Here is a 22,142-nt window from a genome sequence, read left to right as displayed (position 1 = left end):
CAGAGGCGGCATCTTGAAAAATACGTCCACGGGCAAAGATCGCACGATCCTTGCGGTATCGCCATGGGCTTTGATCCGGATCCTTCGGGTCGGTTGCCGCACACAATGCGCCCCAGCATAGCTAAATCGACCGGGCAGGCGATAATGCGCGACTCTTTTCATGTCATACAAGGAAATTACCCCGCGATGTTCGAGATCAAACCGTGGGACGCCGGGACCTACCGCCAGCAGACCCGACGCAGCACCTTCATCCTGGCCGTGACGTTCCTGGCGCTGGCGATGTTGCTCTCCAGTCTGGCCGTGATGCTGTTCGGCACGCCCGGAGGCGACAACCTGCGCTTCAATCTGGGTGGCGTGATCGTCGCGGTGCTGGCGATGGTCGCATTGCTGCGCGGGTACTTCTGGTCGCAGCCGTGGATGGCCGCGGCGGTGTACGGTTGGCAGCTCAAGCGCAGCCTGATGAGTGTTACCAATGTCATGCACAAGGTGAAGGCCGGCGTGCAGGCCGAGGACCCGGCGGCGATGAAACTGCTGCGGTTCTATCACCTGGGTCTGGCCCAGATGCATCAGCTGGACGCCAACTCCAGCGACCAGGGCTCGTTGGCCCGCGAAGCCGATGACCACCTGGCGAAGATGCAGGCGCTGGGCCTGGAGGGCGAACAACCTCGCCTGGATCCGGCCTGGATCGAAGCGGTTAAACGCGTGCCGGGCGGGCGTTGATCGGCCCGGAGGCAGGCACTGGGTCGAGGGGATCCGCCCGTCGGTTGGTCGCCAGGAAAATCAAACCGGCGTGACCGAGCGTCATTCTCATGTCCTGTCATGGACAGGAGAAACGACATGCCAGGTAAAAGCGTTTATTCAACGTGGGCAGTGCTGTGCGCAGCAGTGGTCGGCTTGACCGGCTGCGCGGGCGGTAACACCGACTCGCCAGTGAGCGCGCCGGGAGTGGCGAAAACGCCGACCACCGCGGCGCTGGAAGTGGGGGCGGGGCTGATGCAGGACAAACCTGCGCTGCGGGCGCTCGACACCTACCTCGACGGCTTCCACTTCTACAACGGCCGGATGTCCGGGCAAATGGAGGCGCATCACTACTGCTCGGCGCTGAACGAGGAAGTGTTCCAGTGTGCGATCTTCGATGGCAATACGTCCGGTGCCAAGTTGATGGGGGTGGAATACATCATCAGCAAGCGTTTGTTCGAAGGGTTGCCGGCCGCTGAAAAGCAGCTCTGGCATAGCCACGTGCATGAGGTGAAGTCCGGGCAGTTGATCGCGCCCGGGATTCCCCAGGTGGCCGAAACCCGCCTGATGGAAAACCTGATCGGCACCTACGGAAAGACCTGGCATACCTGGCACACCGAGTCGGGTCAGGCCCTGCCTTATGGCGTGCCGCAATTGATGATGGGGTTCACCGCCGATGGCCAGATCGACCCGCAACTTGTGCGTGAGCGGGACAGTCGGATGAACGTGGACAGCGACGCCAGGAAAGCGGCCCGCGCCGGTATAAAGACCCCGGCGATAGATAAGGGCGCGGACGCCTGGCAAAGAGGGCAGGTATTTCAAATCAAGGGGCCGGCGGGTGTACCCGCGCATGAATAACAGGTCGCTATGACGGTTTGTCATAAGGGACGGTTTGTTATAAGGATAGTTGTTCGGCATTTGTTTAAACGCGGTGGCGGTGTTGTTCTGTTTGAAGTTGACGATAAAACCGCGCAGCGCTCAAGTGTTTGATTCCCCGGCACCAGGGCGCAGCCAGGCTGCGCCCCAGCGGATCTCAAGGATTAAGACTTCCTGCCACCGCCGCCTTGGCCGCGTTCGTTGCCTTTGCTGCCGGCGCCAGAGCCTTTCTGACGGTCGTTGGTGTTGTTGCCGCCCGACGCCTGTCCGCCTTTCTTACCGGCTTCAGATGCTTTATCACGATCATTTGCGAAGTTGCCTGGGTTTTTGTTTCCGCTGTTAGCCATTTCGAGAATCCTCAGTGTGGTTTAAAGCGAGCAACGTGCCTCGCATTAAATGTGAAAGGCCAGCGGCGGAGTAAGTTTAAAAAAAGCGTTGTGCTGGCGACGAGTGGTCGTACTTTTTTAATTAAGGTGTTATTTTTCCGCTTCGTTTCGTTGTTGTTGGAGATTGAGGGTTTTTATCAGTAACGACGGCACTATCATGTTGAATGATGCCGCGCGCTTAATCTTCGCCGCCGCTGACTTTCCAATGCCTGGCGTCCGCCGGGAACACCACCTGCTCGACCCGATGGGCGATGCCGAAAGCCAGGGAGTTCTCTGCCGGGATGACCCGCTCCTCGTTGCACAGGCACTTGAAGATATCCAGCTGAGTGGCGGCCCCGGCGGTTTCCTTGACGTAGATTTCCACGTACCGCGCCACGTCGTTGTCCAGGCTGGACAGGTATTCGCGCAAGCGCGAGTGATCCACCGATTTCTGCCCGAAATACCAGTTCATGGGATGGATCAGAAAGCGTGAATGGGGCGTGGTGGTGCGGTCGCTGGCGGCCAGGTACATGACGATGCCCATCGACTCGATATTGCCGGCGTTCACCGCACGCACCGGCACCGGCAAGGACTTGATGAAGGTGTACAAGGTAAACCCGAAGTTGGTGCTGCCGCCCACCGTGGACAGATTGAGCATCAGCGAGTCCGCGCCTTTCTCGATGGCTTCCAGGCAATTGTCGCGGAAGCGCTCGGTGGTCCCCTGATCGATCTGGCAATGAAAATGGACAATGTGTTCGGACATCGGAGACTCCTGTCGATTTCACGCGTGTGGTGTTGCGCGAGCGCACAGTTTTGGGAGTTCAGCCTCGGCCGGATGTTCCTGATGGACGAGCCGTCGTTCGTGACCGTCAGTACCCGAACTTCGCCTCGCAGGCTTGCGTGGCTTGCGCCACCCGCTTCAGAAACATCGTCAGCCCGGCTTCTTCTATGCTCAGGCCCTTGCGCACCCGAGGCTTGGGCAGTTCCTTCAGTGTGCCGAGCAGGAAACCTTCCAGCACCGCAGGGTGAATGTAGCATTTGCGACAGACGCTCGGCGTGTTGCCCAGTTGCCGGGCGACCTGCTTGACCATTTCGGCGACGTGTTTTTTCGCTTCGGTCTCGGTTTCCCAATGCAAGGCCCGCAGCCCGGCCAGGGCCGCCGCGCTGCCGGCCCAGGTGCGGTAGTCCTTGGCGGTGAAATCGGCGCCGGTGAGGGACTTGAGGTAAGCATTGATGTCCGATGAGCTGACGGTGTGGCGCTCGCCGTCTTCATCGAGGTACTGGAAAAGGTTTTGCCCGGGGATTTCCTGGCAGCGCTTGATGATCCGCGCCAGGCGCCGGTCTTTCACGGTGATCTGATGCTCGACGCCGCTCTTGCCTCGGAACTGGAAAGCGATGGCGCTGCCGTTGACCTCGACATGCTTGTTGCGCAGGGTGGTCAGGCCGTAGGAGCGGTTTTCGCGGGCGTACTGGGGATTGCCGACCCGGATCAAGGTCACGTCCAGCAAGGTGATCACCGTCGCCAGGACTTTGTCGCGGCTGAAGCCGGGCTGGGCCAGGATTTCCTCCAGGCGCTTGCGCAAGCGGGGCAGGGCACGCCCGAACTCCAGCATCCGCGAATACTTGTCCGCGTCGCGCACTTCACGCCAGCGCGGATGGTAGCGGTACTGCTTGCGGCCACGGGCATCGAGGCCGGTGGCCTGGAGATGACCGCGCGGGTCGGTGCAGATCCACACATCGGTGTAGGCCGGCGGCACCACGAGGGCATTGATGCGCTGGATCTCGGCCGCGTCGGTAATGCGTTGGCCCGCGGGGTCGAAATAACAGAATTTGCCCCGCAACTTCTTGCGGGTGATGCCGGGCGCCGTGTCGTCGACGTAATGCAGGTCGGGCGGCAGGGCATCCGGGGACAGGGTGTCGGGCATGAAAAAATCCTTGGCAGCAAATCCGGTGGCCTATGGAGGATGGACCGCGGGCCCGAGCGGTCGTGCCAAGTTTCTCAAGCTGCCGGTCACCCTGGTGGGAGCGAGCTTGCTCGCGAAAGCGGAGGGGCGGCTGGAATCGAGGTTGAATGTGCCGCCGTCTTCGCCAGCAGGCGGGCTCCCATGGTAGATCGGCGACCTAAGCCAGCACCGCCACGGCCTTGATCTGCGCCCAAAGCGCCTGCCCCGGATGCAACTTCAACTGATCACGGGAATAACGCGTGATACGCGCCAGCAGCGGCGTCCCACCCGCCTCCACGCGAATCAGCACATGAGCGGCATTATCAGCGGCCAACTCACTGACCACCGTGACCGGCAGACGATTGAGGATGCTGGTCTGGGCATCGTTCGCCAAACTGAGGCTGACGTCCCGCGCCTGAACCTTGAACCGCAACGGTTGCCCCAGCCCCAGCGGCGTGTGGGTCACGCGGATGTTCAACTGGCTGTCGGGCAGGTTCAGCGTCAGCAGTTGATAAGCCGGGTCATAGCCGCTGACCTTGCCCTGGATCATCACGCCGGCGTCATCGCCCAGGGCCAGCGGCAGGTCGAGGCGGGCCAGGGTTTCGCCGATCGGTCCGCTGGCCAGGGCGCGACCGGCCTCGAGCAGGACGATATGGTCGGCCAGGCGCGCCACTTCGTCCTGGGAGTGGCTGACGTAGAGCACCGGAATGTCCAGCTCATCGTGCAGCCGTTGCAGGTACGGCAGGATCTCGTTCTTGCGCCGGGTGTCGAGGGACGCCAGCGGCTCATCCATCAGCAACAGTTGCGGGCTGGTCAGCAGGGCGCGGGCAATGCCGACCCGCTGGCGTTCACCGCCGGACAGGTTGTGTGGCTGGCGATCGAGCAAGTGACCGATGCCCAGCAGCTCGGTTGCCTGTTCCATCACCACGCGGCGCTGGCCGGGGGCGATGCGCTTGAGGCCGAACGCCAGGTTGTGCCGCACCGACAGGTGGGGGAACAGGCTGGCTTCCTGGAACACGTAGCCCAGGGCTCGTCGATGAGGCGGCACGAACACCCGGCGTGCGGCGTCTTGCCAGACCTCGCCGTTGACCTCGATGAACCCCTGTGCCGGTCGCTCCAAACCGGCGATGCAGCGCAGGCAGGTGGTCTTGCCGGAGCCGGATTGGCCATACAGCGCAGTCACGCCACGGCCTGGCAGTTGCACATCCAGGTCGAGGGAAAAGTCCCCGCGATCGAGCTGAAAACGCGCGTGGATCATCGATCAGCTCCAACCGGCACGGCTGCGGCGGCTGGAGTACAGCGCCAGCAGCACCACGAATGAAAACACCAGCATGGCCGCGGCCAGCCAGTGGGCCTGGGCATATTCCAGGGCCTCGACATGGTCGTAGATCTGCACCGAGACCACTCGGGTCTTCTCGGGAATGTTGCCGCCGATCATCAGCACCACGCCGAACTCGCCGACGGTGTGGGCGAAGCCGAGGATCGCGGCGGTCACGAACCCGGGCCGGGCCAGCGGCAGGATGACGCTGAAAAACGTGTCCCAGGGCCCGGCCCGCAGCGTGGCGGCGACTTCCAGGGGGCGGCTGCCGATGGCGGCAAAGGCGTTTTGCAACGGCTGCACCACGAACGGCATGGAATAGATCACCGAGCCGATGACCAGCCCGGTGAAACTGAAGGTGAGGGTGCCCAGCCCGAGGGCCTGGGTGAACTGGCCGATCCAGCCGTTGGGCCCCAGCGCCAGCAGCAGGTAGAAGCCGATTACCGTGGGCGGCAGCACCAACGGCAGTGCCACCACCGCACCCACCGGCCCGCGCAGCCAGGACTGTGTCCGTGACAACCACAGGGCAATGGGTGTACCGACGAGCAACAGGATCACCGTGGTCAACGACGCCAGTTTCAGGGTCAACCAGATGGCGGCGAAGTCGGCGGTGGTCAGTGGCATTTAGCGTTGGTAACCGTAGGCTTGGATGATGGCGGCGGCTTTCGGACCCTTGAGGTAATCCACCAGCGCGGCGGCGGCGGGGTTATCCCGGCCCTTGCTGAGGATTACGGCGTCCTGTTTGATCGGGTCGTGCAACTCGGCTGGGACGATCCACGCCGAACCGCCGGTCACCTTGCCATCCTTGTAGATCTGCGACAAGGCCACGAAGCCGAGTTCGGCGTTGCCGGTGGAGACGAACTGATAGGCCTGGGTAATGTTCTGGCCTTCGACGATCTTGCCCTTGACCTGGGCGGTCAGCCCCAGCTTGTCCAGCACCTGGGTGGCAGCCAGCCCGTAGGGCGCGGCTTTCGGGTTGGCGATCGACAGGTGTTGGAACGCGTTGTCCTTGAGCACCTGGCCCTTGGCGTCGACGTAGCCGTCCTTGGCCGACCACAGCGCCAGGGTGCCAATGGCGTAGGTGAAGCGCGAGCCCTTGACGGTATCGCCTTCGCTTTCGAGTTTGGCCGGGGTGGTGTCGTCGGCGGCAAGAAAGACTTCGAACGGCGCACCGTTCTTGATCTGCGTGTAGAACTGGCCGGTTGCGCCATAGGCCGCCACCAGTTTGTGGCCGGTGTCTTTTTCGAAGTCGGCGGCCATGGCCTGGATCGGCGTGGTGAAGTTGGCGGCGACCGCCACTTGTACTTCATCGGCCTGGACGGTGCCGACGGCCAGGAAGGTGCTCAGCAACAACGGCAGTAAAGGGGTGGGACGCATTGAAGACTCCAAGGGGTGGGGTGAGTTCGCTGTATACGGAAATATATAGCGAATGCCCGACAAACGGAATGCGACTTTTTGCGACAGGTTCGTAAGCAGCGGCGCAGCTTTCGCGAGCAAGCTCGCTCCCACAGGGAGGGTGTTGGATTCAACCGGTCCCTTGTGGGAGCGAGCTCGCTCGCGAAGCAGCTCTACCCGGCGACGCTCAACCCAAGACGCGACCCGGGCCGTGGAGCCGCGCCAGCGTCTCATCGGCCAGTCGCCGGGTCAGTTCGCCCGCCGGTAACTCGCGGCCCAGGGGAAACGCCTGGCCGGCCCAGAGGTTGCTGAAATCGGCCTCATCCTTGGCGCGCAGCGGCATCAGTGCGCCACCGGCGAGGGGGAAGGCCGGGGCCAGCGGGCTCATCGGGCCCACTTCGCGCATCACCCGATTGACGATGCCCCGAGCCGGGCGGCCGGTGAACAGGTTGGTCACGGCGGTCTGGCTTTCCTTGGCGGTACGCAACGCGCGGTGATGGGACGGGCTGACCTTGGCCTCCGGCGTGAACAGGTAGGCGCTGCCCAGTTGCACCGCCGAGGCGCCCAGGGCAAACGCCGCGACGATCCCGCGCGCATCGCCAATGCCACCGGTGGCGATCACCGGCACCTTGACCGCGTCCACCACCTGCGGCAGCAAGGCGAACAGGCCAACCTGGGTGTTGAGGTCATCGCTGAGGAACATGCCGCGATGGCCGCCGGCCTCGTAGCCCATGGCGATGATCGCGTCGCAACCTTGCTGTTCCAGCCAGACCGCCTCTTCGACGGTGGTGGCCGAAGAGAGGATTTTCGCGCCGGTGGCTTTGACCCGCGCCAACAGGGATTTTTCCGGCAGGCCGAAGTGAAAGCTGACCACCTTGGGCCGCATCTGCTCCAGCACGCGGCAGGCCGCGTCGTCGAATGGCGTGCGGTTGGACACCGGCGTCGGCGCGTCGAAGTCGGCGCCCAGTTCCTGATAGTAAGGTTTGAGCCGCTGCTTCCAGGCCTCGGCGCGTTGTGCGTCGAACGCCGGCGGCTGGTGGCAGAAGAAGTTCACGTTGAACGGTTTGTCGGTCTGTTCGCCGATGCTCGTCAGCGCCTGGCGCAGTTGCTCGACGTCGAGCATCGCCGCCGGCATCGAGCCCAGGCCGCCGGCATTGCAGGTGGCGACCACCATGGCCGGCCCGGTAACCCCGGCCAGTGGCCCCTGGATGATCGGCAGCTCGATACCGAGCAGGTCAAGGATGCGAGTGTCTGGCCACTGGCTCATGGTGCGGGTCTCCGACGGCAGAAGGAAACAGCGGTTTTAACAGGTGTGAGCGGGCCAGGGCCAGTCGAGTTTTTCAATCCGGCCCTGGCGCTTGATCCCGATGGCGAGCGGGTTACCATGCAGGTTCACTTTCAAGGAGCCCGAGGCATGGACGTAAAACTCAAGACTGTCGAACCCTTCAGCGTCGCCGGCCTGCAGGTGCGCACCCGCAACGCCGACGAGCAGCAGCCCGACACCGCCAGGATCGGCCCGATGTGGCAGCGGTTCTTCACCGAAGGCTTGTTCGACGCGATCCCGGCCAGGCAGTCGGAGTCGTTCGTCTACGGCGTGTATTCCAACTATGAGTCCGACGCCACTGGCCACTTCGATGTGACGGCGGGCGTGCAGGTCGATGCGACGAGCGCCGGCTACCCCGCCGTGGACATCGAGGGCGGGGATTACCTGGTGTTCTCGGCCAAGGGGCCGATGCCCGATTGCGTGATCCAGACCTGGGGCCTGATCTGGGCGTATTTCGCCGACAACCCGCAAGCGGTACGCCGTTTCACCACCGATTTCGAGGTCTACAGCGGTCCTGAATCGGTGGCGATCTACATCGGCGTTCAATCCCCCGACGAGCGTTCGCGCGCCAGCAACTGACGCTTGCGCTCCACGCCCCAGCGATAGCCCGACAGGTTGCCGTCGCTGCGCACCACCCGGTGGCAAGGGATCGCCACCGCCAGGCTGTTGGCACCGCAGGCCTGGGCCACCGCCCGCACGGCCTTGGGCAGGCCGATGCGCTGGGCGATCTCGGCGTAGCTGGCGGTGCTGCCGGGTGGAATGTCCCGCAGGGCTTGCCAGACCCGCTCCTGGAACGCCGTGCCGCGCAGGTCCAGGGGCAGGTCCAGGCCCAACGCCGGCGCTTCGACGAAGCCCACGACCTGGGCGATCAACTGCTCGAACGCCCGGTCGGCGCCGATGAAGTTGGCGCGGCGGAATTTGTCTTGCAGGTCCCGCACCAGGGCATCCGGGTCATCGCCCAGGAGGATCGCGCACACGCCACGCTCGCTCTGTGCTACCAGGATCGCGCCAAGGGAGCATTGGCCGACGGCAAAGCGAATGTCGGTGTTCTGGCCGGCGGCGCGGTAGTCGGTGGGTTTCATGCCGAGGAGTTTGTCGGCCGCCTCATAGAAGCGGCTGTTGGAATTGAACCCGGCGTCGTACAGCGCGTCGGTGACGCTGCTGCCGTCGGCCAGGCGTTCACGCAGCTTGCGTGAGCGGTGGGCGGCGGCATACGCCTTGGGTGTCAGGCCGGTGACCGCCTTGAAGACTCGATGAAAATGAAATGGGCTCAGGCCCGCGTGCTGCGCCAGTTCGCTCAGGCTCGGCAGCGTCTCGGCCGTCTCGATCTGCCGGCACGCGCTGGCGATGCGCGCGGCGTGCTGGGCGGCGACCTGGGTCTGGTCCCGGGCGGTGCGCTTGCTCGGACGGTAGCCCGCGGCCTCGGCCTGTTGCGCGGTGTCGAAGAACTCGACGTTGCGCGGGTTGGGCCGGCGCGACAGGCTGCTGGGGTGGCAATAGATCCCGGTGGTCTTCACGCCATAGACGAATTGCCCATCGGCGCGAGGGTCGCGGGCGAGCACGGCGGCCCAGCGTGGATCCTGTTCGGCGGCGAGGTGTTTCGAAGTGCTGTTCATGGTCGTTCTGTCCATTGGCCCGTTTTGCCTACAGTAGCGAGCCTGCGAGGCGACGACACTCCGGGTCTTGCGGTCGAATTCTGCACCCTCAACCAGCGGTGCGGAAGGTCAGGTTGATCCGCTGGGCGCCCAGGGCCGGGTGCAGACCTTCCTTGAGCGCGAGCACGCCGTGATAGCGCAACCGGTCGACGCCGCCCCAGACCACGATGTCGCCATGGAGCAGGGCGATGCGCTGACACTTGTCGCCACGCTCGAACCCGCCGAACTGAAACACCGCCGGCAAGCCCAGGGAGACCGAGACGATGGGCGCATCGAGGGCACGTTCGTCCTTGTCCTGGTGCAAGGACATCCGCGCGCCGGGTACGTAGCGGTTGATCAGGCAGGCGTCCGGCTCGAAGCCTTCGAACCGGGCGTGGCGGGCGGCCGCTTGGGCCAGCTCGCGGAACACCCCCGGCATCTCGGGCCAGGGCTGGCCGCTCTGCGGGTCGTGGGCGGTGTAGCGATAGCCCCTGCGGTCGGTGGTCCAACCCAAGGCACCGCAACTGGTCAAGGCCACCGACATGGTAAAGCCACCGGGAGTGACCATCTGCCGGAAGGGCGCAGCCTGCAATACCTTTTCCAGTGCGGGCAGCAGACGCTCCAGCCATGGCAGGGCGAACCCGCGCAACACGAACGATTGCTGGCCGATCGGCTCGGTCCGCCCGGACGTGGTGGGGGCCTGGTCCGCGAACAGGTCCAGGGTGACCGGCGTGTCGTTACTGCGCATCATGAAAGATGATTCCCAAGGTGTGGCGGCGGCCGCTGTGCACGCGGCTGACGCCATGGCGCATGTTCACCCGATAATACCCGCGAACGCCCTGGACCGGTCGCTGGTGCACGGCAAACACCAGTGCATCGCCCTGTTTCAGATCGACGACCTGGGGCCGTGACTGTTGGCGCGGGCGCTGTTCGGTCAGGACGAACTCACCGCCGGTGAAGTCGCGGCCCGGCTCCGACAGCAGGATCGCCACTTGCAACGGGAACACGTGCTCGCCGTACAGATCCTGGTGCAGGCAGTTGTAGTCCTGGGGGTCGTATTGCAATAACAGCGGTGTAGGGCGCTGCTGCCCGGCGGCATGGCAGCGCTGGATGAAGTCGCCGTGGGTGGTGGGGTAGCGCACCGTCAGGCCCATGTGTTCATTCCAGCGGTTCGCCAGCGGCACCAGCAGCGGGTACAACGATTCGCGCAGTGGCTGGACGATGTCGGGCAGCGGGTAACGGAAATACTGGTATTCGCCGCGGCCGAACCCGTGACGGGCCATGATCACCCGGGAGCGGAACAGCGCGGGCTGCGCGTACAAGTCGCTGAGTTGTCGGCATTGCGTTACGGATAACAGATTGCGCACGACAGCGCTGCCGTCCTGATCGAGGCTGTCTGTCAGGGCTGGCCAGTCGATTGCGGCGAGGGAGTGGGCGAGCGAAGGGGGGAGAGGGTGCATGATGACCAACCTGAACGCGTAGGATGGGCCAGTTTGCCGAGCGTTCCATCGCCTGCCACCCCGGATCTTGCGTTGACAATCCTCGCCACACCTCTCTCCCGGACCACTAACTGCACAGGTGCCTACAGCGCCTTGCTGACCTTGACGTCGGTGATCACATCGTCGGTCTTGCCGTGCAGCGCCTGCAGAGCGGCCAGGGCTTCTTCTTGGGTGCCGGTTTCCAGTTGCGCGAATTCGAAACGACGTTCGTCGTTGAGCTTGTACTTGATGACGTATTTGGTCGTCTGGGCCACGGTTTTGCCTGTCATGAAGGTGGGGGATGCTTCAGCTCAGCTTGGAGCTGGAGCGCCGGATGATCTTGATCTTGTGGGTCAGGGTCGGCTTGCGCGTGACGCTGATGGCCCGGCGGCTGACGGTGTCGATGGTAATGTTCCAGAAACCGGTGCTCGGGGCGGTAATCCGCGCCGGGAAGGTATCGAACGCACCGCCGTGGTAGGTGTGCCGGCCGCCGTTCTTGAAGCTGCGGAAGTTGGCGTCGTTCATCAGCCGGATGTTGCACATTTGGGAGCATTCGATGACGACGATGTCGTCTTCGTTCAGGTGCTCGCGCTGGTGGATGAATTTCATGGGCGCCTCCAGAAGGGCTTTTTCTACAAAATCAAACGATAGCAAGGACAATGGTGTGCAGTTTATCAGCCTCAAGGGGTAATATCCGGCCCGCGTCCCAGGCTTTGGTCATTTATTGCAGGAAGCGCAAAAAAAGACAGTGGGCGCTGGAGAAAAACAGCGTTTGCACTGTCCGACGATCTTTATCGGAGGAAACATATGAAGCGCAGCGTGTGGGTGTTGGCATTGGCCTTGGGTGGATGTGCGTCCGTATCGGACATCAACCAGACGCCGCCCACCATGAGCGTCATCTCCGGCAAGAAACCCCACGAATACGCCAAGTGCGTTGCCGACCACCTGGCCAACAGCCGTGGCCCGTTGCAGATGGAACCGCACAAGAACGGCATGCGCCTGATCGTTCCTGGCAAGCTGTCGTCCCTGCCGGCCGCGGTGTTCGACATCGACGAGCGTTCCAGCGGCAGCAGCATCAAGTTGCACGAAAGCATGTCCAACGTGCCGGTGCGTCCTGGCGATGTGCAGGACGCGGCCAACGCCTGTATTTCCGGCTGAGTTACTTACACACCACCACGACACTGCGGCTGGTGTAGTTGCCGACATCGACCCCCAGGGTCTTTTCGCTTTCCTTTGCCTGTGGTGTGCCATCGGTGCCGACGATGCGGTAGCCGGTGCCCGCGCACGACGCATCGGCTTTTTCATAGCATGTGGCCCAGGAATTGGCTTCGCCCGAGCAGTCGATGCTAAGGCCTTGCTCGCCGTTGGCGAGGTAGGTTTTTTCCGCCGAGGCACAGCCCGCCAGGGCCAGGACTGTAAACAGCGCCAGAAGTGTTTTCATCGGGATCGTCATCGAGAGGGAAAGGGCAGTCGCGAGGTTATAGCGAATGGCCATTTCGGTACAGCTAAACCAGCCTCGTTCGATGCCCGGTAGGCATCTACTTGAGGCTGGGCTGCTTATTTCTTGCGGCGAGGGCGGGCCGGGGCGCTCTCACGCTCTTTGGCCGCGGGAGCAGGGCGCTCGTCCTGGAACACTGCGGCCACTTCCACGGCCATCGTCTTGGTCGGCAAGGGGCCGGCCACCTGTTCACCGTGGTAGTTGATAATCCACCACTGGCCGTCCTTGCCCTGGCTGACCGAATAACCGTTTGCGTTTCTTGTTGCCGACATCTAGCTGCCTCATTGGCGGGATCAAGGTCGCCATGATACGTCAAATGCTCGCAAACAGGGCTCATGAGCGTAGAGTGGAGCCCCGCAGCCATCGAAATGAAAGACGATTGAACTATCCGCCGTTTTTTATTTCTCTATGATGGCATCGGTTGGCCAGCGTGGGCATTGTAAGGTTCCCGCCGCCTGATTAGACTGCGCCGAAACTCGTACACACCGCCTTTTCAAGGACTTATATGATCAAGAAATGCTTGTTCCCAGCAGCCGGTTACGGTACTCGCTTCCTGCCAGCGACTAAAGCCATGCCTAAAGAAATGCTGCCGGTGGTGAACAAGCCACTGATCCAGTACGGCGTCGAAGAGGCCCTCGATGCGGGCCTGACGGAAATCTCCATTGTGACTGGCCGTGGCAAGCGCGCGCTGGAAGACCATTTCGACATCAGCTACGAGCTGGAAAACCAGATCAAGGGCACCGACAAGGAAAAGTACCTGGTCGGTATCCGCAAACTGCTGGACGAGTGCTCGTTCTCCTACACCCGCCAGACCGAAATGAAAGGCCTGGGCCACGCGATCCTGACCGGTCGCCCGCTGATCGGTGACGAACCGTTCGCCGTGGTCCTGGCGGACGACTTGTGCGTCAACCTCGAAGGCGACGGCGTGCTGACCCAGATGGTCAAGCTGTACAAGCAGTTCCGCTGCTCCATCGTTGCAATCCAGGAAGTCGACCCGCAGGAAACCAACAAGTACGGCGTCATCGCCGGCGAAATGATCCGCGACGACATCTACCGCGTACACAGCATGGTTGAAAAACCAAAGCCAGAAGACGCCCCGTCGAACCTGGCGATCATCGGCCGCTACATCCTGACCCCGGACATCTTCGACCTGATCGAACAGACCGAGCCAGGCAAGGGCGGCGAAATCCAGATCACCGACGCCCTGATGAAGCAGGCCCAGAACGGCTGCGTCATGGCCTACAAGTTCAAGGGCAAGCGTTTCGACTGCGGCGGCGCCGAAGGCTACATTGACGCGACCAACTTCTGCTTCGAGAACTTCTACAAGACGGGCAAGGCTTACTGATCGTCTGCGCCACGCCTTGAAAAAACGCCCCGACTGGTTCGGGGCGTTTTTTTTTGCCTGGTGAAAGGCGCTCCCCATACAAAATGTGGCGAGGGGATTTATCCCCGTTGGGCTGCGAAGCAGCCCCAGGCTGTCAACGCAATCTACCGGTTCATCTGGTTCAGGGCCGCTTCGCGCCCCAACGGGGATAAATCCCCTCGCCACAATTGATTCGGGATTGCTACCTGAGCGGTGGGCCTCGTCTGCTCGGGCTGGCATTTTTTATTTTCCATCCCCATAACTATCGAAACGCAACGCTGGCCAGTAACAGCAGGTATGCTGATGGCCTGCCGAAGGAGATAGAAAATGGCCTACGATTTTGACTTGTACGTGATTGGCGCCGGTTCCGGTGGGGTGCGGGCCGCGCGGTTCGCCGCCGGTTTTGGCGCCAAGGTGGCCGTGGCGGAGAGCCGTTACCTGGGCGGGACCTGTGTGAACGTCGGCTGTGTGCCGAAGAAGCTGCTGGTCTACGGCGCACACTTTGCCGAGGACTTCGAACAGGCTTCGGCCTATGGCTGGACCGCCGGCGAGGCAAGCTTCGATTGGGCCACGTTGATCGCCAACAAGAACCGCGAAATCAGCCGTCTGAACGGCATCTACCGCAATTTGCTGGTCAACAGCGGCGTGGTGCTGCACGAAGGCCATGCACGGCTGACCGGGCCCAATGAAGTCGAGATCAATGGCCAGCGCTACACCGCCAGGCACATCCTGATTGCCACGGGCGGCTGGCCGATGATCCCGGACATTCCCGGGCGCGAGCATGCCATCAGTTCCAACGAGGCCTTCTTCCTCAAGGAACTGCCCAAGCGGGTCATCGTGGTCGGCGGTGGCTACATTGCGGTGGAGTTCGCCGGGATTTTCCATGGCATGGGCGCGCAAGCGTCGCTGCTCTATCGCGGCGAGCTGTTCCTGCGCGGCTTTGACGGCGCGGTGCGCAAGCACCTGGCCGAAGAGCTGACGCGCCGCGGCCTGGACCTGCAGTTCAACGCCGATATCGAGCGCATCGACAAGCTGGATGACGGCAGCCTCAAGGTCACGCTCAAGGACGGTCGTACCTTGCTCACCGATTGCGTGTTCTACGCCACCGGTCGACGTCCGATGCTCGACAACCTCGGCCTGGAAAACACCGGCGTGACCCTGGACGACAAAGGCTTTGTGCAGGTGAACGAACAGTACGAAACCGCCGAGCCTTCGATTCTGGCCATTGGCGATGTGATCGGTCGCGTCCAGCTCACGCCGGTCGCCCTGGCCGAGGGCATGGCCGTGGCGCGGCGGCTGTTCAAGCCTGAGCAGTATCGCCGGGTGGACTACCGGATGATCCCCACGGCCGTGTTCAGCCTGCCGAACATCGGCACGGTGGGCCTGACCGAGGAACAGGCCCGAGAGGCAGGCCACCCGGTGCAGATTTTCGAAAGCCGTTTCCGGCCGATGAAGCTGACCCTGACCGACTGTCAGGAACGCACCCTGATGAAACTGGTGGTCGATGCCCACACCGACAAGGTGCTGGGCTGCCACATGGTCGGCCCGGATGCTGGCGAGATCGTCCAGGGCCTGGCCATCGCGCTCAAGGCCGGCGCCACCAAGCGTGATTTTGACGAAACCATTGGCGTGCATCCGACGGCCGCCGAAGAGTTCGTTACCCTGCGTACGCCCACCGCCTGATGCGCCAACAAGGCTGCGATCTTTCGTGCAAGCACGTCGGATCGCAGCCTTCGCCGTCGCCCACAGATTTCTTCTATCTATAGCGTTTCCTGATAGCCAAAACCAATCATTCGCATGAGCTTTGCCAATGAGCCAGGCCGGGAATGAGTGGGTAAGATTCTCTCCATCAACTTTTCAACCCTGACGGAGAAACATCGATGCCTATCATCAACAGCCAAGTTAAACCGTTCAAAGCTACCGCCTTCAAAAACGGCGCATTCGTTGAAGTCTCGGACGCTGACCTGAAAGGCAAGTGGTCTGTCGTATTTTTCTACCCAGCCGACTTCACCTTCGTTTGCCCAACCGAACTGGAAGACCTGGCCGACAACTACGCCGAGTTCCAGAAACTGGGCGTCGAGATCTACAGCGTGTCCACCGACACTCACTTTGCCCACGCAGCCTGGCACAACACCTCGCCAGCCATCGGCAAGATCCAGTACACCATGATCGGCGACCCGACCCTGGCCATCTCCCGCAACTTCGACGTGCTGATCGAAGACGCTGGCCTGGCTGACCGCGGTACCTTCGTGATCAACCCGGAAGGCCAGATCAAGATTGTTGAAATCAACGACGGCGGCGTAGGCCGTGACGCTTCCGAGCTGCTGCGCAAGATCAAGGCTGCCCAGTACGTTGCCGCTCACCCGGGCGAAGTCTGCCCAGCCAAGTGGAAAGAAGGCGAGGCCACCCTGGCTCCGTCCCTGGACCTGGTCGGCAAGATCTAAGTCCATGCATCATCCGAGGGCGAACCAGCTCTTGATCTAAGTAAGCCGCTTCGCCCCCAAAAACGCCCGGGCGAGATTCGCTCGGGCGTTTTTTTTCTGAATTCAAAACATGGAAATCGCCCGTATGTTGGACGCCAATCTTAAAGCTCAGTTGAAGTCATACCTGGAACGGGTCACCCAGCCGATCGAGATCGTCGCATCCCTCGACGACGGTGCGAAATCCCAGGAAATGCTCGCCTTACTCAAAGACGTTGCCAGTCTTTCCGACAAGATTACCTTGCTCGACAACGGCACCGATGCGCGCAAGCCATCGTTCTCGTTGAATCGCCCGGGAGCCGAGATCAGCCTGCGCTTTGCCGGTATCCCCATGGGCCATGAATTCACTTCGCTGGTACTGGCCTTGCTGCAAGTCGGCGGCCACCCGTCGAAGGCCAGTGCTGAAGTCATCGAACAGATTCGCGCACTCAAGGGCGAATTCAACTTCGAGACGTATTTCTCGCTGTCGTGCCAGAACTGCCCGGACGTGGTCCAGGCGCTGAACCTGATGGCGGTGCTGAACCCGAATATCCGCCACGTGGCCATCGACGGTGCGCTGTTCCAGGCTGAGGTTGATGAGCGTCAGATCATGGCCGTGCCGAGCGTGTACCTCAACGGCGTGAACTTCGGCCAGGGCCGCATGGGCCTGGAAGAAATCCTGGCCAAGATCGACACCAGCGGCATCGAACGCCAGGCTGAGAAAATCAGCGCCAAGGACGCTTTCGATGTATTGGTGGTCGGCGGTGGGCCGGCTGGCGCTTCGGCGGCGATCTACGCGGCTCGCAAAGGCATCCGCACGGGTGTGGCGGCCGAGCGCTTCGGCGGCCAGGTGCTCGACACCATGGCGATCGAGAATTTCATCTCGGTCCAGGAAACCGAAGGGCCGAAACTGGCGGTCGCCCTGGAGGAGCACGTCAAGCAATACGACGTGGACATCATGAACCTGCAACGCGCCGAGGCGCTGGTGCCGGGGCAGGACGGCGCGCTGCACGAAGTCAGGTTCGCCAGTGGCGCGAGCCTCAAGGCCAAGACGGTGATCCTGGCGACCGGTGCCCGCTGGCGCGAAATGAACGTGCCGGGCGAGCAGCAGTACCGCAACAAGGGCGTGGCGTACTGCCCGCATTGCGACGGTCCGCTGTTCAAGGGCAAGCGTGTGGCGGTGATCGGCGGCGGTAACTCCGGTGTCGAAGCGGCCATCGACCTGGCCGGTATCGTCGCCCACGTCACCTTGCTGGAGTTCGATGTGCAATTGCGGGCCGACGCGGTGTTGCAGCGTAAACTGCACAGCCTGCCGAACGTGACCGTGATCACCAACGCCCAGACCACTGAAGTGACGGGCGACGGCCAGAAGGTCAACGGCCTGCGCTACAAAGATCGTCCAAGTGGTGACGTGCGGGACGTGGCGCTGGAAGGGATCTTCGTGCAGATCGGCCTGTTGCCTAACACCGACTGGCTCAAAGGCACTGTGGAGCTGTCCCCGCGTGGCGAGATCATCGTCGATGCCCGAGGGGAAACCTCGATCCCGGGCGTGTTCGCCGCCGGTGATGTGACCACCGTGCCGTACAAGCAGATCGTGATCGCGGTGGGCGAGGGCGCCAAGGCCTCGCTGAGTGCCTTCGACCACCTGATCCGTACCTCTGCGCCGGCGTAGGTTGTCGCTGGAAAAAACAAAACCCCATGGGCCTGGCCCATGGGGTTTTGTTTTGGATCATGCATCACCCAGTGGGAGCGGTGGTGAGGTTCACAGCGGCGCCGGCTGGATGATTTCGACCCAGTAGCCATCCGGGTCCTTGATGAACGCGAGGCTTTTCATGCGACCATCGCTCAGGCGCTTCTGGAAGTCGCAGCCCAGTGCTTCAAAACGCTCGCAAGCCGCGACGACGTCCGGCACCGAGATGCAGATATGGCCGAACCCGCGAGGGTCGGTGTTGCCATTGTGGTAGGCGAACGCCGGGTCGTTTTCGGTGCCATGGTTGTGGGTCAGTTCGAGGATGCCAGGGATCGACTTCATCCATTCGGTGCGCGCCGCGGCATCTGCCGGGATCTGTTTCTTGTCCACCAGGGCCAGGAAGTACAGGCTGAATTCGGCCTCCGGGAAGTCGCGTTTCTCCACCAGGGAAAAACCCAGCACACGGGTGTAGAAGTCCAGGGACCTGGTGATGTCCTTGACTCGCAGCATGGTGTGGTTGAAGACGAATTGGGCCGTGGCGGCGTCCGGTTGGGCGGTGACGCCAGGGAAAGTATCGAGTTCGTGCAGGCTCATGGGCCCTCCGGAAAATAAGTGGGGCAAACGCCGTCGCAGCAGGCCGCGACGGTTCCTGGGCTTGCGTAAAACGGCTTCCTTGCAGGCGTGCCCATGATACGCAAGGGGCGCGGCATCGCCAAACCGCGCGTGGCTATTGCCTGGTCCGGCGGCGGGCTTCAGACTTTACGCTTCGTCCTTGAGTGCCAACGCAATGATTCGACCGTTCCTTTCGCTGTTTGTCCTGCTCATTGCCACCGTTGCGGGCACCGGCGTCCAGGCGGACGAGCCGCAGGTGGCGTGGCCCCAGGGCTGGGTCGTCGAACCGCTGCCCGCCGCCACCGATGCTCCGGCAGCAGTGGGCACCCTGCGCCAGCGAGCCACTAAAAACGATTCGGCCGGCAATGCAGTGATGGTTATGGAACTGACCACGACCCCCGTCGAGCTTGATCATCAGGTCAACTTGCAAGGCGTGTTGCTGGAAATGCGCAAGTCCATCCAGAAGGATTTTTTCCAGGGCGGTTACCAAAGTGTCTGCAATAAGATCCATGCCGCCATGTTGGGTGGAGTAACAGCATTGGAAACCACTTGCACCATCACCCAGAACGGACGACACGTATTGTCCCAGGCTCTCGTTGCGGCACTAAATGGGGGTAAGGCTTATGTGCTGTCCTATGCGGGACAGGCACAGGTATTTGTTGAAAGCCAGGATGAAGTGCAGTCGGTACGAAACAGCCTGAAACTATAAGGCGTTCAGCGCAATGTGCCGGTGTTAAACAAAAGTGTGCTCCATAAAAAAGCCCTGAATGATTCAGGGCTTTTTTGCAGGCCGTTTGCTGTCAGCCACGCAACCAGGAATCGACAGTGGCCGCGCCATACTGTTCTTTCCAGGCTTTCAGGCCGCGGTGGTTGCCGCCCTTGGTCTCGATCAGTTCGCCCGTGTGCGGGTTCTGGTAGACCTTCACCACTCGCGCACGGCGGGTCTTGGTGGGTTTGTTCGATTGCAGGCTGGCCTTGGACGGGTTCGGGTCGAGGATCGCGACGATGTCGCGCAGGCTCTTGCCGTAGGTTTTCATCAGTCCCTGGAGCTTTTCTTCGAATTCGATTTCTTTCTTGAGCCCGGCGTCGTTCTTCAGTGATTCCAGCTGCTTGAGCTGTTCTTGAAGGGCCTTTTCGGCTGCACGAAATTCAGCGAGTCTGGACAAAATCGTTACTCCAATCAGAATGTTTGGCTGATATCAACCGCAAACAAAGCCACAAGCCAAGCGCTTGAAGCGACTCGGTGATAAATGACTCTCCTGCTATCTAGCACAGGTAAAAAAATTGTAGTAGTTAATCCCGAAAGTGTAAATCGTAACTTTTTCTCCATGTAACAATAGCGCCGGTATTTATGAATGAAACGCTGGCGTCAATGTCTCGACGGTGGGCAGTTAGCCTTATGCCGGGTGCTTCAAGTAGTCTTGATGGCTAATCAATTGCAAGTAGTTAAGGTTGTGGAAGTTGCCCGCGCGGACCGCGCAATGATTGCCTCGCCAGTTCGATGAACGCCAGGGTGGCCGGTGACGCCTGGCGACTGTCCAGGACCGCCAGGCCAATCTGGCGGGGGATCGGCGGTGCCAGGGGGCGAGCGACAAAACCCGGGTTTCCGCTCGCCGGCAGCGAGCCTTCGGATACCACGCTCAGCGCTTCGCCCCGTCGTACCACGTCCAGGGTGCTGAGCAATTGCGAGCAGCGAAAGCGCACGTTCGGCGTGAGCCGGGCGGCATTGAACAGCCGCATGACCAGTTCCGACGAGCCAGCCTCGGTGAGCACGAACGGGTCGTTGCACAAATCCTTGAGGCTCAGGCTGGCATGGGCGGCCAAGGGATGCTGCGTGGGCAGCAGCGCGACCATCTGGTCTTCCAGCAATTGAACGGTGTCGAAGCGGTCTTCGGGAAGCACCACGAAGCCGACGTCGATCCGCCGCTCGTCCAGCCATTGAATGACCTGGCGGTCCGACCCTTCGTCGATGTGTACTTCGATCCCCGGATGCAAGGCACGGTAGCGCTGCAGGAGGGCGGGCAGCAGTTTCATGGACGACGTCGGCCCGAACGAGCCGATGCGCAACGTGCCACGGCGCATGCCCCGGGCATCGGCGGCTTCCTGGCGCAATGTGTTGGCCAACCCGAGCATGGCCCGTGCCCGCGGCAGTAACTGCTGACCGATGTCGCTGAGCTCCACCGGGGCCTGGTGACGTCGGAGCAGTTCCACCCCCAACTCCTGCTCCAGCGCCTTGATGGCGTGGGATACCGCCGACTGGCTGATGCCCAGGCGGGTAGCCGCAGCGGTAAACCCCCTCAGCTCGGCGACCACGGAGAAGATTTCCAGTTGGGTGAGGGTCATGAGTGAATGCTCATTTTACGATGATCAGGCATGAGGCAAACAATACGGCATCCCAGCCCCGTCCGATACCGTGGTGAGGAAGCAAGCGCCCCTCGACACGGTTCGATTGACCTCCAGGTGAACCATGAACGCGTTGGAACAAACCGTCTCAACCCCCTCCGACCTGCCGGTCTACTTCAAGCTCGCCATGGTCACCATGATCTGGGGCGGCACGTTCGTGGCTGGCCGGATCCTCTCTGATGCATTGGCGCCGCTGTTCGCGGCCAGCTTGCGTTTCCTGCTCGCCAGCCTCGCGCTGCTGTCGTTTCTCGCCTTGGCGCGGATTCCCCTGGCCAGGCCCAGCTTCAAGCAAGGGCTGCAATTGGCCGCGCTGGGCTTTTTTGGCATCTTCTTCTACAACCTGTGTTTCTTCTACGGCTTGCAGTCCATCAGCGCATCGCGGGCCTCGTTGATCGTCGCCCTGAACCCGGCGGTGATCGGGTTGGCGTCCTGGGGCCTGTTCAAGGAACGCCTTGGGGCGCTGAAAGTCGCAGGCATCGTGCTGTGCATCGGTGGGGCGGGGCTGGTGATTGTGAGCCGTGACCCTGCCCTGTTACAGGGGGCGACGCAAAGCTGGCTGGGCGACGGGCTGATTTTTGGCTGTGTGCTGGGGTGGGGCATCTATTCGCTGTTTTCCAGGGACCTGAATGAGCGCCTGGGGCCGCTGCAAACCGTGACCTGGTCGATTCTGCTGGGCACGTTGATGCTGTGGCTGGCCTGCGCCATCGGCGGGGAGGTTCGCCTCGACACCCTGCGCGCGCTGGACCTGAAGCAGTGGTTGAGCCTGTTGTACCTGGGCGTGTTGGGCTCGGCCCTGGCCTACATTGCCTGGTACGACGGCATCCGGCGGATTGGTGCGACCCGTTCCGGGGTGTTCATCGCCCTCAATCCGCTCACGGCGGTGCTGCTCGGAGCACTGCTACTGGACGAGCGGTTCACCGCCATGATGAGCCTGGGCGGCGGGTTGATCCTGGGCGGCATTTTCCTGTGCAACAAACCTCTTGCGCGGTCGAGGAAAAAGGCGATTTGATACGGAAGGCGGACAAATCTGGTTACGCTGTGTAGAA

Annotated in this window: 27 protein-coding genes; 10 read left to right on the top strand and 17 right to left on the bottom strand. The window is 62.0% G+C overall.

Going from position 1 to position 22,142, the window contains the following annotated elements; translation table 11 throughout:
• Nucleotides 1-186 precede the first annotated feature (186 nt).
• Nucleotides 187-720 (top strand): DUF3087 family protein, encoded by a 534-nt coding sequence (locus KI241_RS15520; RefSeq protein ID WP_042730351.1) that lies wholly within the window; start codon nt 187-189, stop codon nt 718-720.
• A 117-nt stretch (nt 721-837) separates the two neighbouring features.
• Nucleotides 838-1,596, top strand: coding sequence for an OBAP family protein (locus tag KI241_RS15515; RefSeq protein WP_042730352.1), 759 nt, complete (start codon nt 838-840; stop codon nt 1,594-1,596).
• 182 nt (nt 1,597-1,778) lie between these two features.
• On the opposite strand, the gene KI241_RS15510 is transcribed toward KI241_RS15515, so the two are convergent.
• The 7 genes from KI241_RS15510 to KI241_RS15480 form a co-directional block, all read right to left on the bottom strand.
• The gene (locus KI241_RS15510) at nt 1,779-1,961 is read right to left on the bottom strand and encodes a general stress protein (RefSeq protein ID WP_042730353.1); all 183 of its coding nucleotides are present in this window, start codon (nt 1,959-1,961) and stop codon (nt 1,779-1,781) included.
• Nucleotides 1,962-2,178: 217 nt separating this feature from the next.
• Nucleotides 2,179-2,742 carry an ATP-dependent Clp protease proteolytic subunit gene (locus tag KI241_RS15505; protein ID WP_042730354.1) on the bottom strand — a complete coding sequence of 188 codons (564 nt, stop codon included), beginning with the start codon at nt 2,740-2,742 and terminating at the stop codon, nt 2,179-2,181.
• A 106-nt stretch (nt 2,743-2,848) separates the two neighbouring features.
• Nucleotides 2,849-3,904: a DNA topoisomerase IB gene (locus KI241_RS15500; protein WP_042730355.1), complete on the bottom strand. Its 1,056-nt coding sequence runs from the start codon at nt 3,902-3,904 to the stop codon at nt 2,849-2,851.
• A gap of 196 nt (nt 3,905-4,100) precedes the next feature.
• Complete coding sequence (gene modC / locus KI241_RS15495) at nt 4,101-5,180, bottom strand: molybdenum ABC transporter ATP-binding protein (protein WP_042730356.1); 1,080 nt, start codon at nt 5,178-5,180, stop codon at nt 4,101-4,103.
• A 3-nt stretch (nt 5,181-5,183) separates the two neighbouring features.
• Complete coding sequence (gene modB, locus KI241_RS15490; protein WP_042730357.1) at nt 5,184-5,864, bottom strand: molybdate ABC transporter permease subunit; 681 nt, start codon at nt 5,862-5,864, stop codon at nt 5,184-5,186.
• Nucleotides 5,865-6,617 (bottom strand): molybdate ABC transporter substrate-binding protein, encoded by a 753-nt coding sequence (gene modA, locus KI241_RS15485; RefSeq protein ID WP_042730358.1) that lies wholly within the window; start codon nt 6,615-6,617, stop codon nt 5,865-5,867. It abuts the gene before it with no gap.
• A 205-nt stretch (nt 6,618-6,822) separates the two neighbouring features.
• Nucleotides 6,823-7,902 (bottom strand): nitronate monooxygenase family protein, encoded by a 1,080-nt coding sequence (locus KI241_RS15480; protein WP_047738902.1) that lies wholly within the window; start codon nt 7,900-7,902, stop codon nt 6,823-6,825.
• Nucleotides 7,903-8,049: 147 nt separating this feature from the next.
• Between KI241_RS15480 and KI241_RS15475 the strand changes: the two genes are divergently transcribed.
• Complete coding sequence (locus KI241_RS15475; RefSeq protein WP_042732069.1) at nt 8,050-8,538, top strand: GyrI-like domain-containing protein; 489 nt, start codon at nt 8,050-8,052, stop codon at nt 8,536-8,538.
• Here the strand turns inward: KI241_RS15475 and ada are convergent.
• The 5 genes from ada to KI241_RS15450 form a co-directional block, all read right to left on the bottom strand.
• Nucleotides 8,502-9,575, bottom strand: a complete 1,074-nt coding sequence (ada, locus tag KI241_RS15470; protein ID WP_212802691.1) for a bifunctional DNA-binding transcriptional regulator/O6-methylguanine-DNA methyltransferase Ada — start codon at nt 9,573-9,575, stop codon at nt 8,502-8,504. The two genes, KI241_RS15475 and ada, sit on opposite strands and share 37 nt — an antisense overlap.
• Nucleotides 9,576-9,663: 88 nt before the next feature.
• A complete protein-coding gene (gene alkB / locus KI241_RS15465; protein ID WP_212802690.1) occupies nt 9,664-10,344 on the bottom strand; it encodes a DNA oxidative demethylase AlkB in 681 nt (226 codons plus the stop codon).
• Nucleotides 10,331-11,053, bottom strand: a complete 723-nt coding sequence (locus KI241_RS15460; protein ID WP_042732072.1) for a 2OG-Fe(II) oxygenase — start codon at nt 11,051-11,053, stop codon at nt 10,331-10,333. Before KI241_RS15460 ends, alkB begins: the two co-directional genes overlap by 14 nt.
• Before the next feature lie 122 nt (nt 11,054-11,175).
• Nucleotides 11,176-11,361 (bottom strand): hypothetical protein, encoded by a 186-nt coding sequence (locus KI241_RS15455; protein ID WP_042732066.1) that lies wholly within the window; start codon nt 11,359-11,361, stop codon nt 11,176-11,178.
• A 16-nt stretch (nt 11,362-11,377) separates the two neighbouring features.
• Complete coding sequence (locus KI241_RS15450) at nt 11,378-11,680, bottom strand: DUF1883 domain-containing protein (protein ID WP_030142225.1); 303 nt, start codon at nt 11,678-11,680, stop codon at nt 11,378-11,380.
• Between the two features lie 198 nt (nt 11,681-11,878).
• Here KI241_RS15450 and KI241_RS15445 point away from each other — a divergent pair, with 198 nt between their 5' ends.
• A complete protein-coding gene (locus KI241_RS15445) occupies nt 11,879-12,229 on the top strand; it encodes a hypothetical protein (RefSeq protein ID WP_047738900.1) in 351 nt (116 codons plus the stop codon).
• Nucleotide 12,230: 1 nt separating this feature from the next.
• On the opposite strand, the gene KI241_RS15440 is transcribed toward KI241_RS15445, so the two are convergent.
• Together KI241_RS15440 and KI241_RS15435 are read right to left on the bottom strand one after the other, a co-directional pair.
• Nucleotides 12,231-12,512 carry a hypothetical protein gene (locus tag KI241_RS15440; protein ID WP_042732071.1) on the bottom strand — a complete coding sequence of 94 codons (282 nt, stop codon included), beginning with the start codon at nt 12,510-12,512 and terminating at the stop codon, nt 12,231-12,233.
• Nucleotides 12,513-12,628: 116 nt separating this feature from the next.
• Nucleotides 12,629-12,841 carry a hypothetical protein gene (locus tag KI241_RS15435; protein WP_042732064.1) on the bottom strand — a complete coding sequence of 71 codons (213 nt, stop codon included), beginning with the start codon at nt 12,839-12,841 and terminating at the stop codon, nt 12,629-12,631.
• 233 nt (nt 12,842-13,074) lie between these two features.
• Between KI241_RS15435 and galU the strand changes: the two genes are divergently transcribed.
• The 4 genes from galU (at nt 13,075) to ahpF (ending at nt 18,063) form a co-directional block, all read left to right on the top strand.
• Nucleotides 13,075-13,914, top strand: a complete 840-nt coding sequence (galU, locus tag KI241_RS15430) for a UTP--glucose-1-phosphate uridylyltransferase GalU (protein ID WP_003182953.1) — start codon at nt 13,075-13,077, stop codon at nt 13,912-13,914.
• Between the two features lie 345 nt (nt 13,915-14,259).
• On the top strand, nt 14,260-15,615 hold the full coding sequence (gorA, locus tag KI241_RS15425) for a glutathione-disulfide reductase (RefSeq protein WP_042731982.1): 1,356 nt from the start codon (nt 14,260-14,262) through the stop codon (nt 15,613-15,615).
• 197 nt (nt 15,616-15,812) lie between these two features.
• Nucleotides 15,813-16,376, top strand: coding sequence for an alkyl hydroperoxide reductase subunit C (gene ahpC, locus KI241_RS15420; protein WP_212802689.1), 564 nt, complete (start codon nt 15,813-15,815; stop codon nt 16,374-16,376).
• 124 nt (nt 16,377-16,500) lie between these two features.
• The gene (gene ahpF / locus KI241_RS15415; protein ID WP_212802688.1) at nt 16,501-18,063 is read left to right on the top strand and encodes an alkyl hydroperoxide reductase subunit F; all 1,563 of its coding nucleotides are present in this window, start codon (nt 16,501-16,503) and stop codon (nt 18,061-18,063) included.
• A 90-nt stretch (nt 18,064-18,153) separates the two neighbouring features.
• Here the strand turns inward: ahpF and gloA are convergent, their stop codons facing one another.
• A complete protein-coding gene (gene gloA / locus KI241_RS15410; RefSeq protein ID WP_042731980.1) occupies nt 18,154-18,675 on the bottom strand; it encodes a lactoylglutathione lyase in 522 nt (173 codons plus the stop codon).
• Nucleotides 18,676-18,868: 193 nt separating this feature from the next.
• Here gloA and KI241_RS15405 point away from each other — a divergent pair, with 193 nt between their 5' ends.
• Nucleotides 18,869-19,402 carry a DUF4946 domain-containing protein gene (locus tag KI241_RS15405; protein WP_123578936.1) on the top strand — a complete coding sequence of 178 codons (534 nt, stop codon included), beginning with the start codon at nt 18,869-18,871 and terminating at the stop codon, nt 19,400-19,402.
• A 91-nt stretch (nt 19,403-19,493) separates the two neighbouring features.
• On the opposite strand, the gene KI241_RS15400 is transcribed toward KI241_RS15405, so the two are convergent.
• Complete coding sequence (locus KI241_RS15400; protein WP_042731978.1) at nt 19,494-19,859, bottom strand: histone-like nucleoid-structuring protein, MvaT/MvaU family; 366 nt, start codon at nt 19,857-19,859, stop codon at nt 19,494-19,496.
• A gap of 280 nt (nt 19,860-20,139) precedes the next feature.
• Nucleotides 20,140-21,036 (bottom strand): LysR family transcriptional regulator, encoded by an 897-nt coding sequence (locus tag KI241_RS15395; protein WP_212802687.1) that lies wholly within the window; start codon nt 21,034-21,036, stop codon nt 20,140-20,142.
• Between the two features lie 124 nt (nt 21,037-21,160).
• Here KI241_RS15395 and KI241_RS15390 point away from each other — a divergent pair, with 124 nt between their 5' ends.
• Nucleotides 21,161-22,105 (top strand): DMT family transporter, encoded by a 945-nt coding sequence (locus KI241_RS15390; RefSeq protein ID WP_047738898.1) that lies wholly within the window; start codon nt 21,161-21,163, stop codon nt 22,103-22,105.
• Nucleotides 22,106-22,142 lie beyond the last annotated feature (37 nt).

It is taken from the genome of Pseudomonas sp. Cab53 (assembly GCF_018325965.1).
Taxonomy (GTDB): Bacteria; Pseudomonadota; Gammaproteobacteria; order Pseudomonadales; family Pseudomonadaceae; genus Aquipseudomonas; species Aquipseudomonas chlororaphis_E.
The sequence above is the reverse complement of the archived record's forward strand: the minus strand, read 5'-3'. Positions and strand labels throughout refer to the sequence as shown.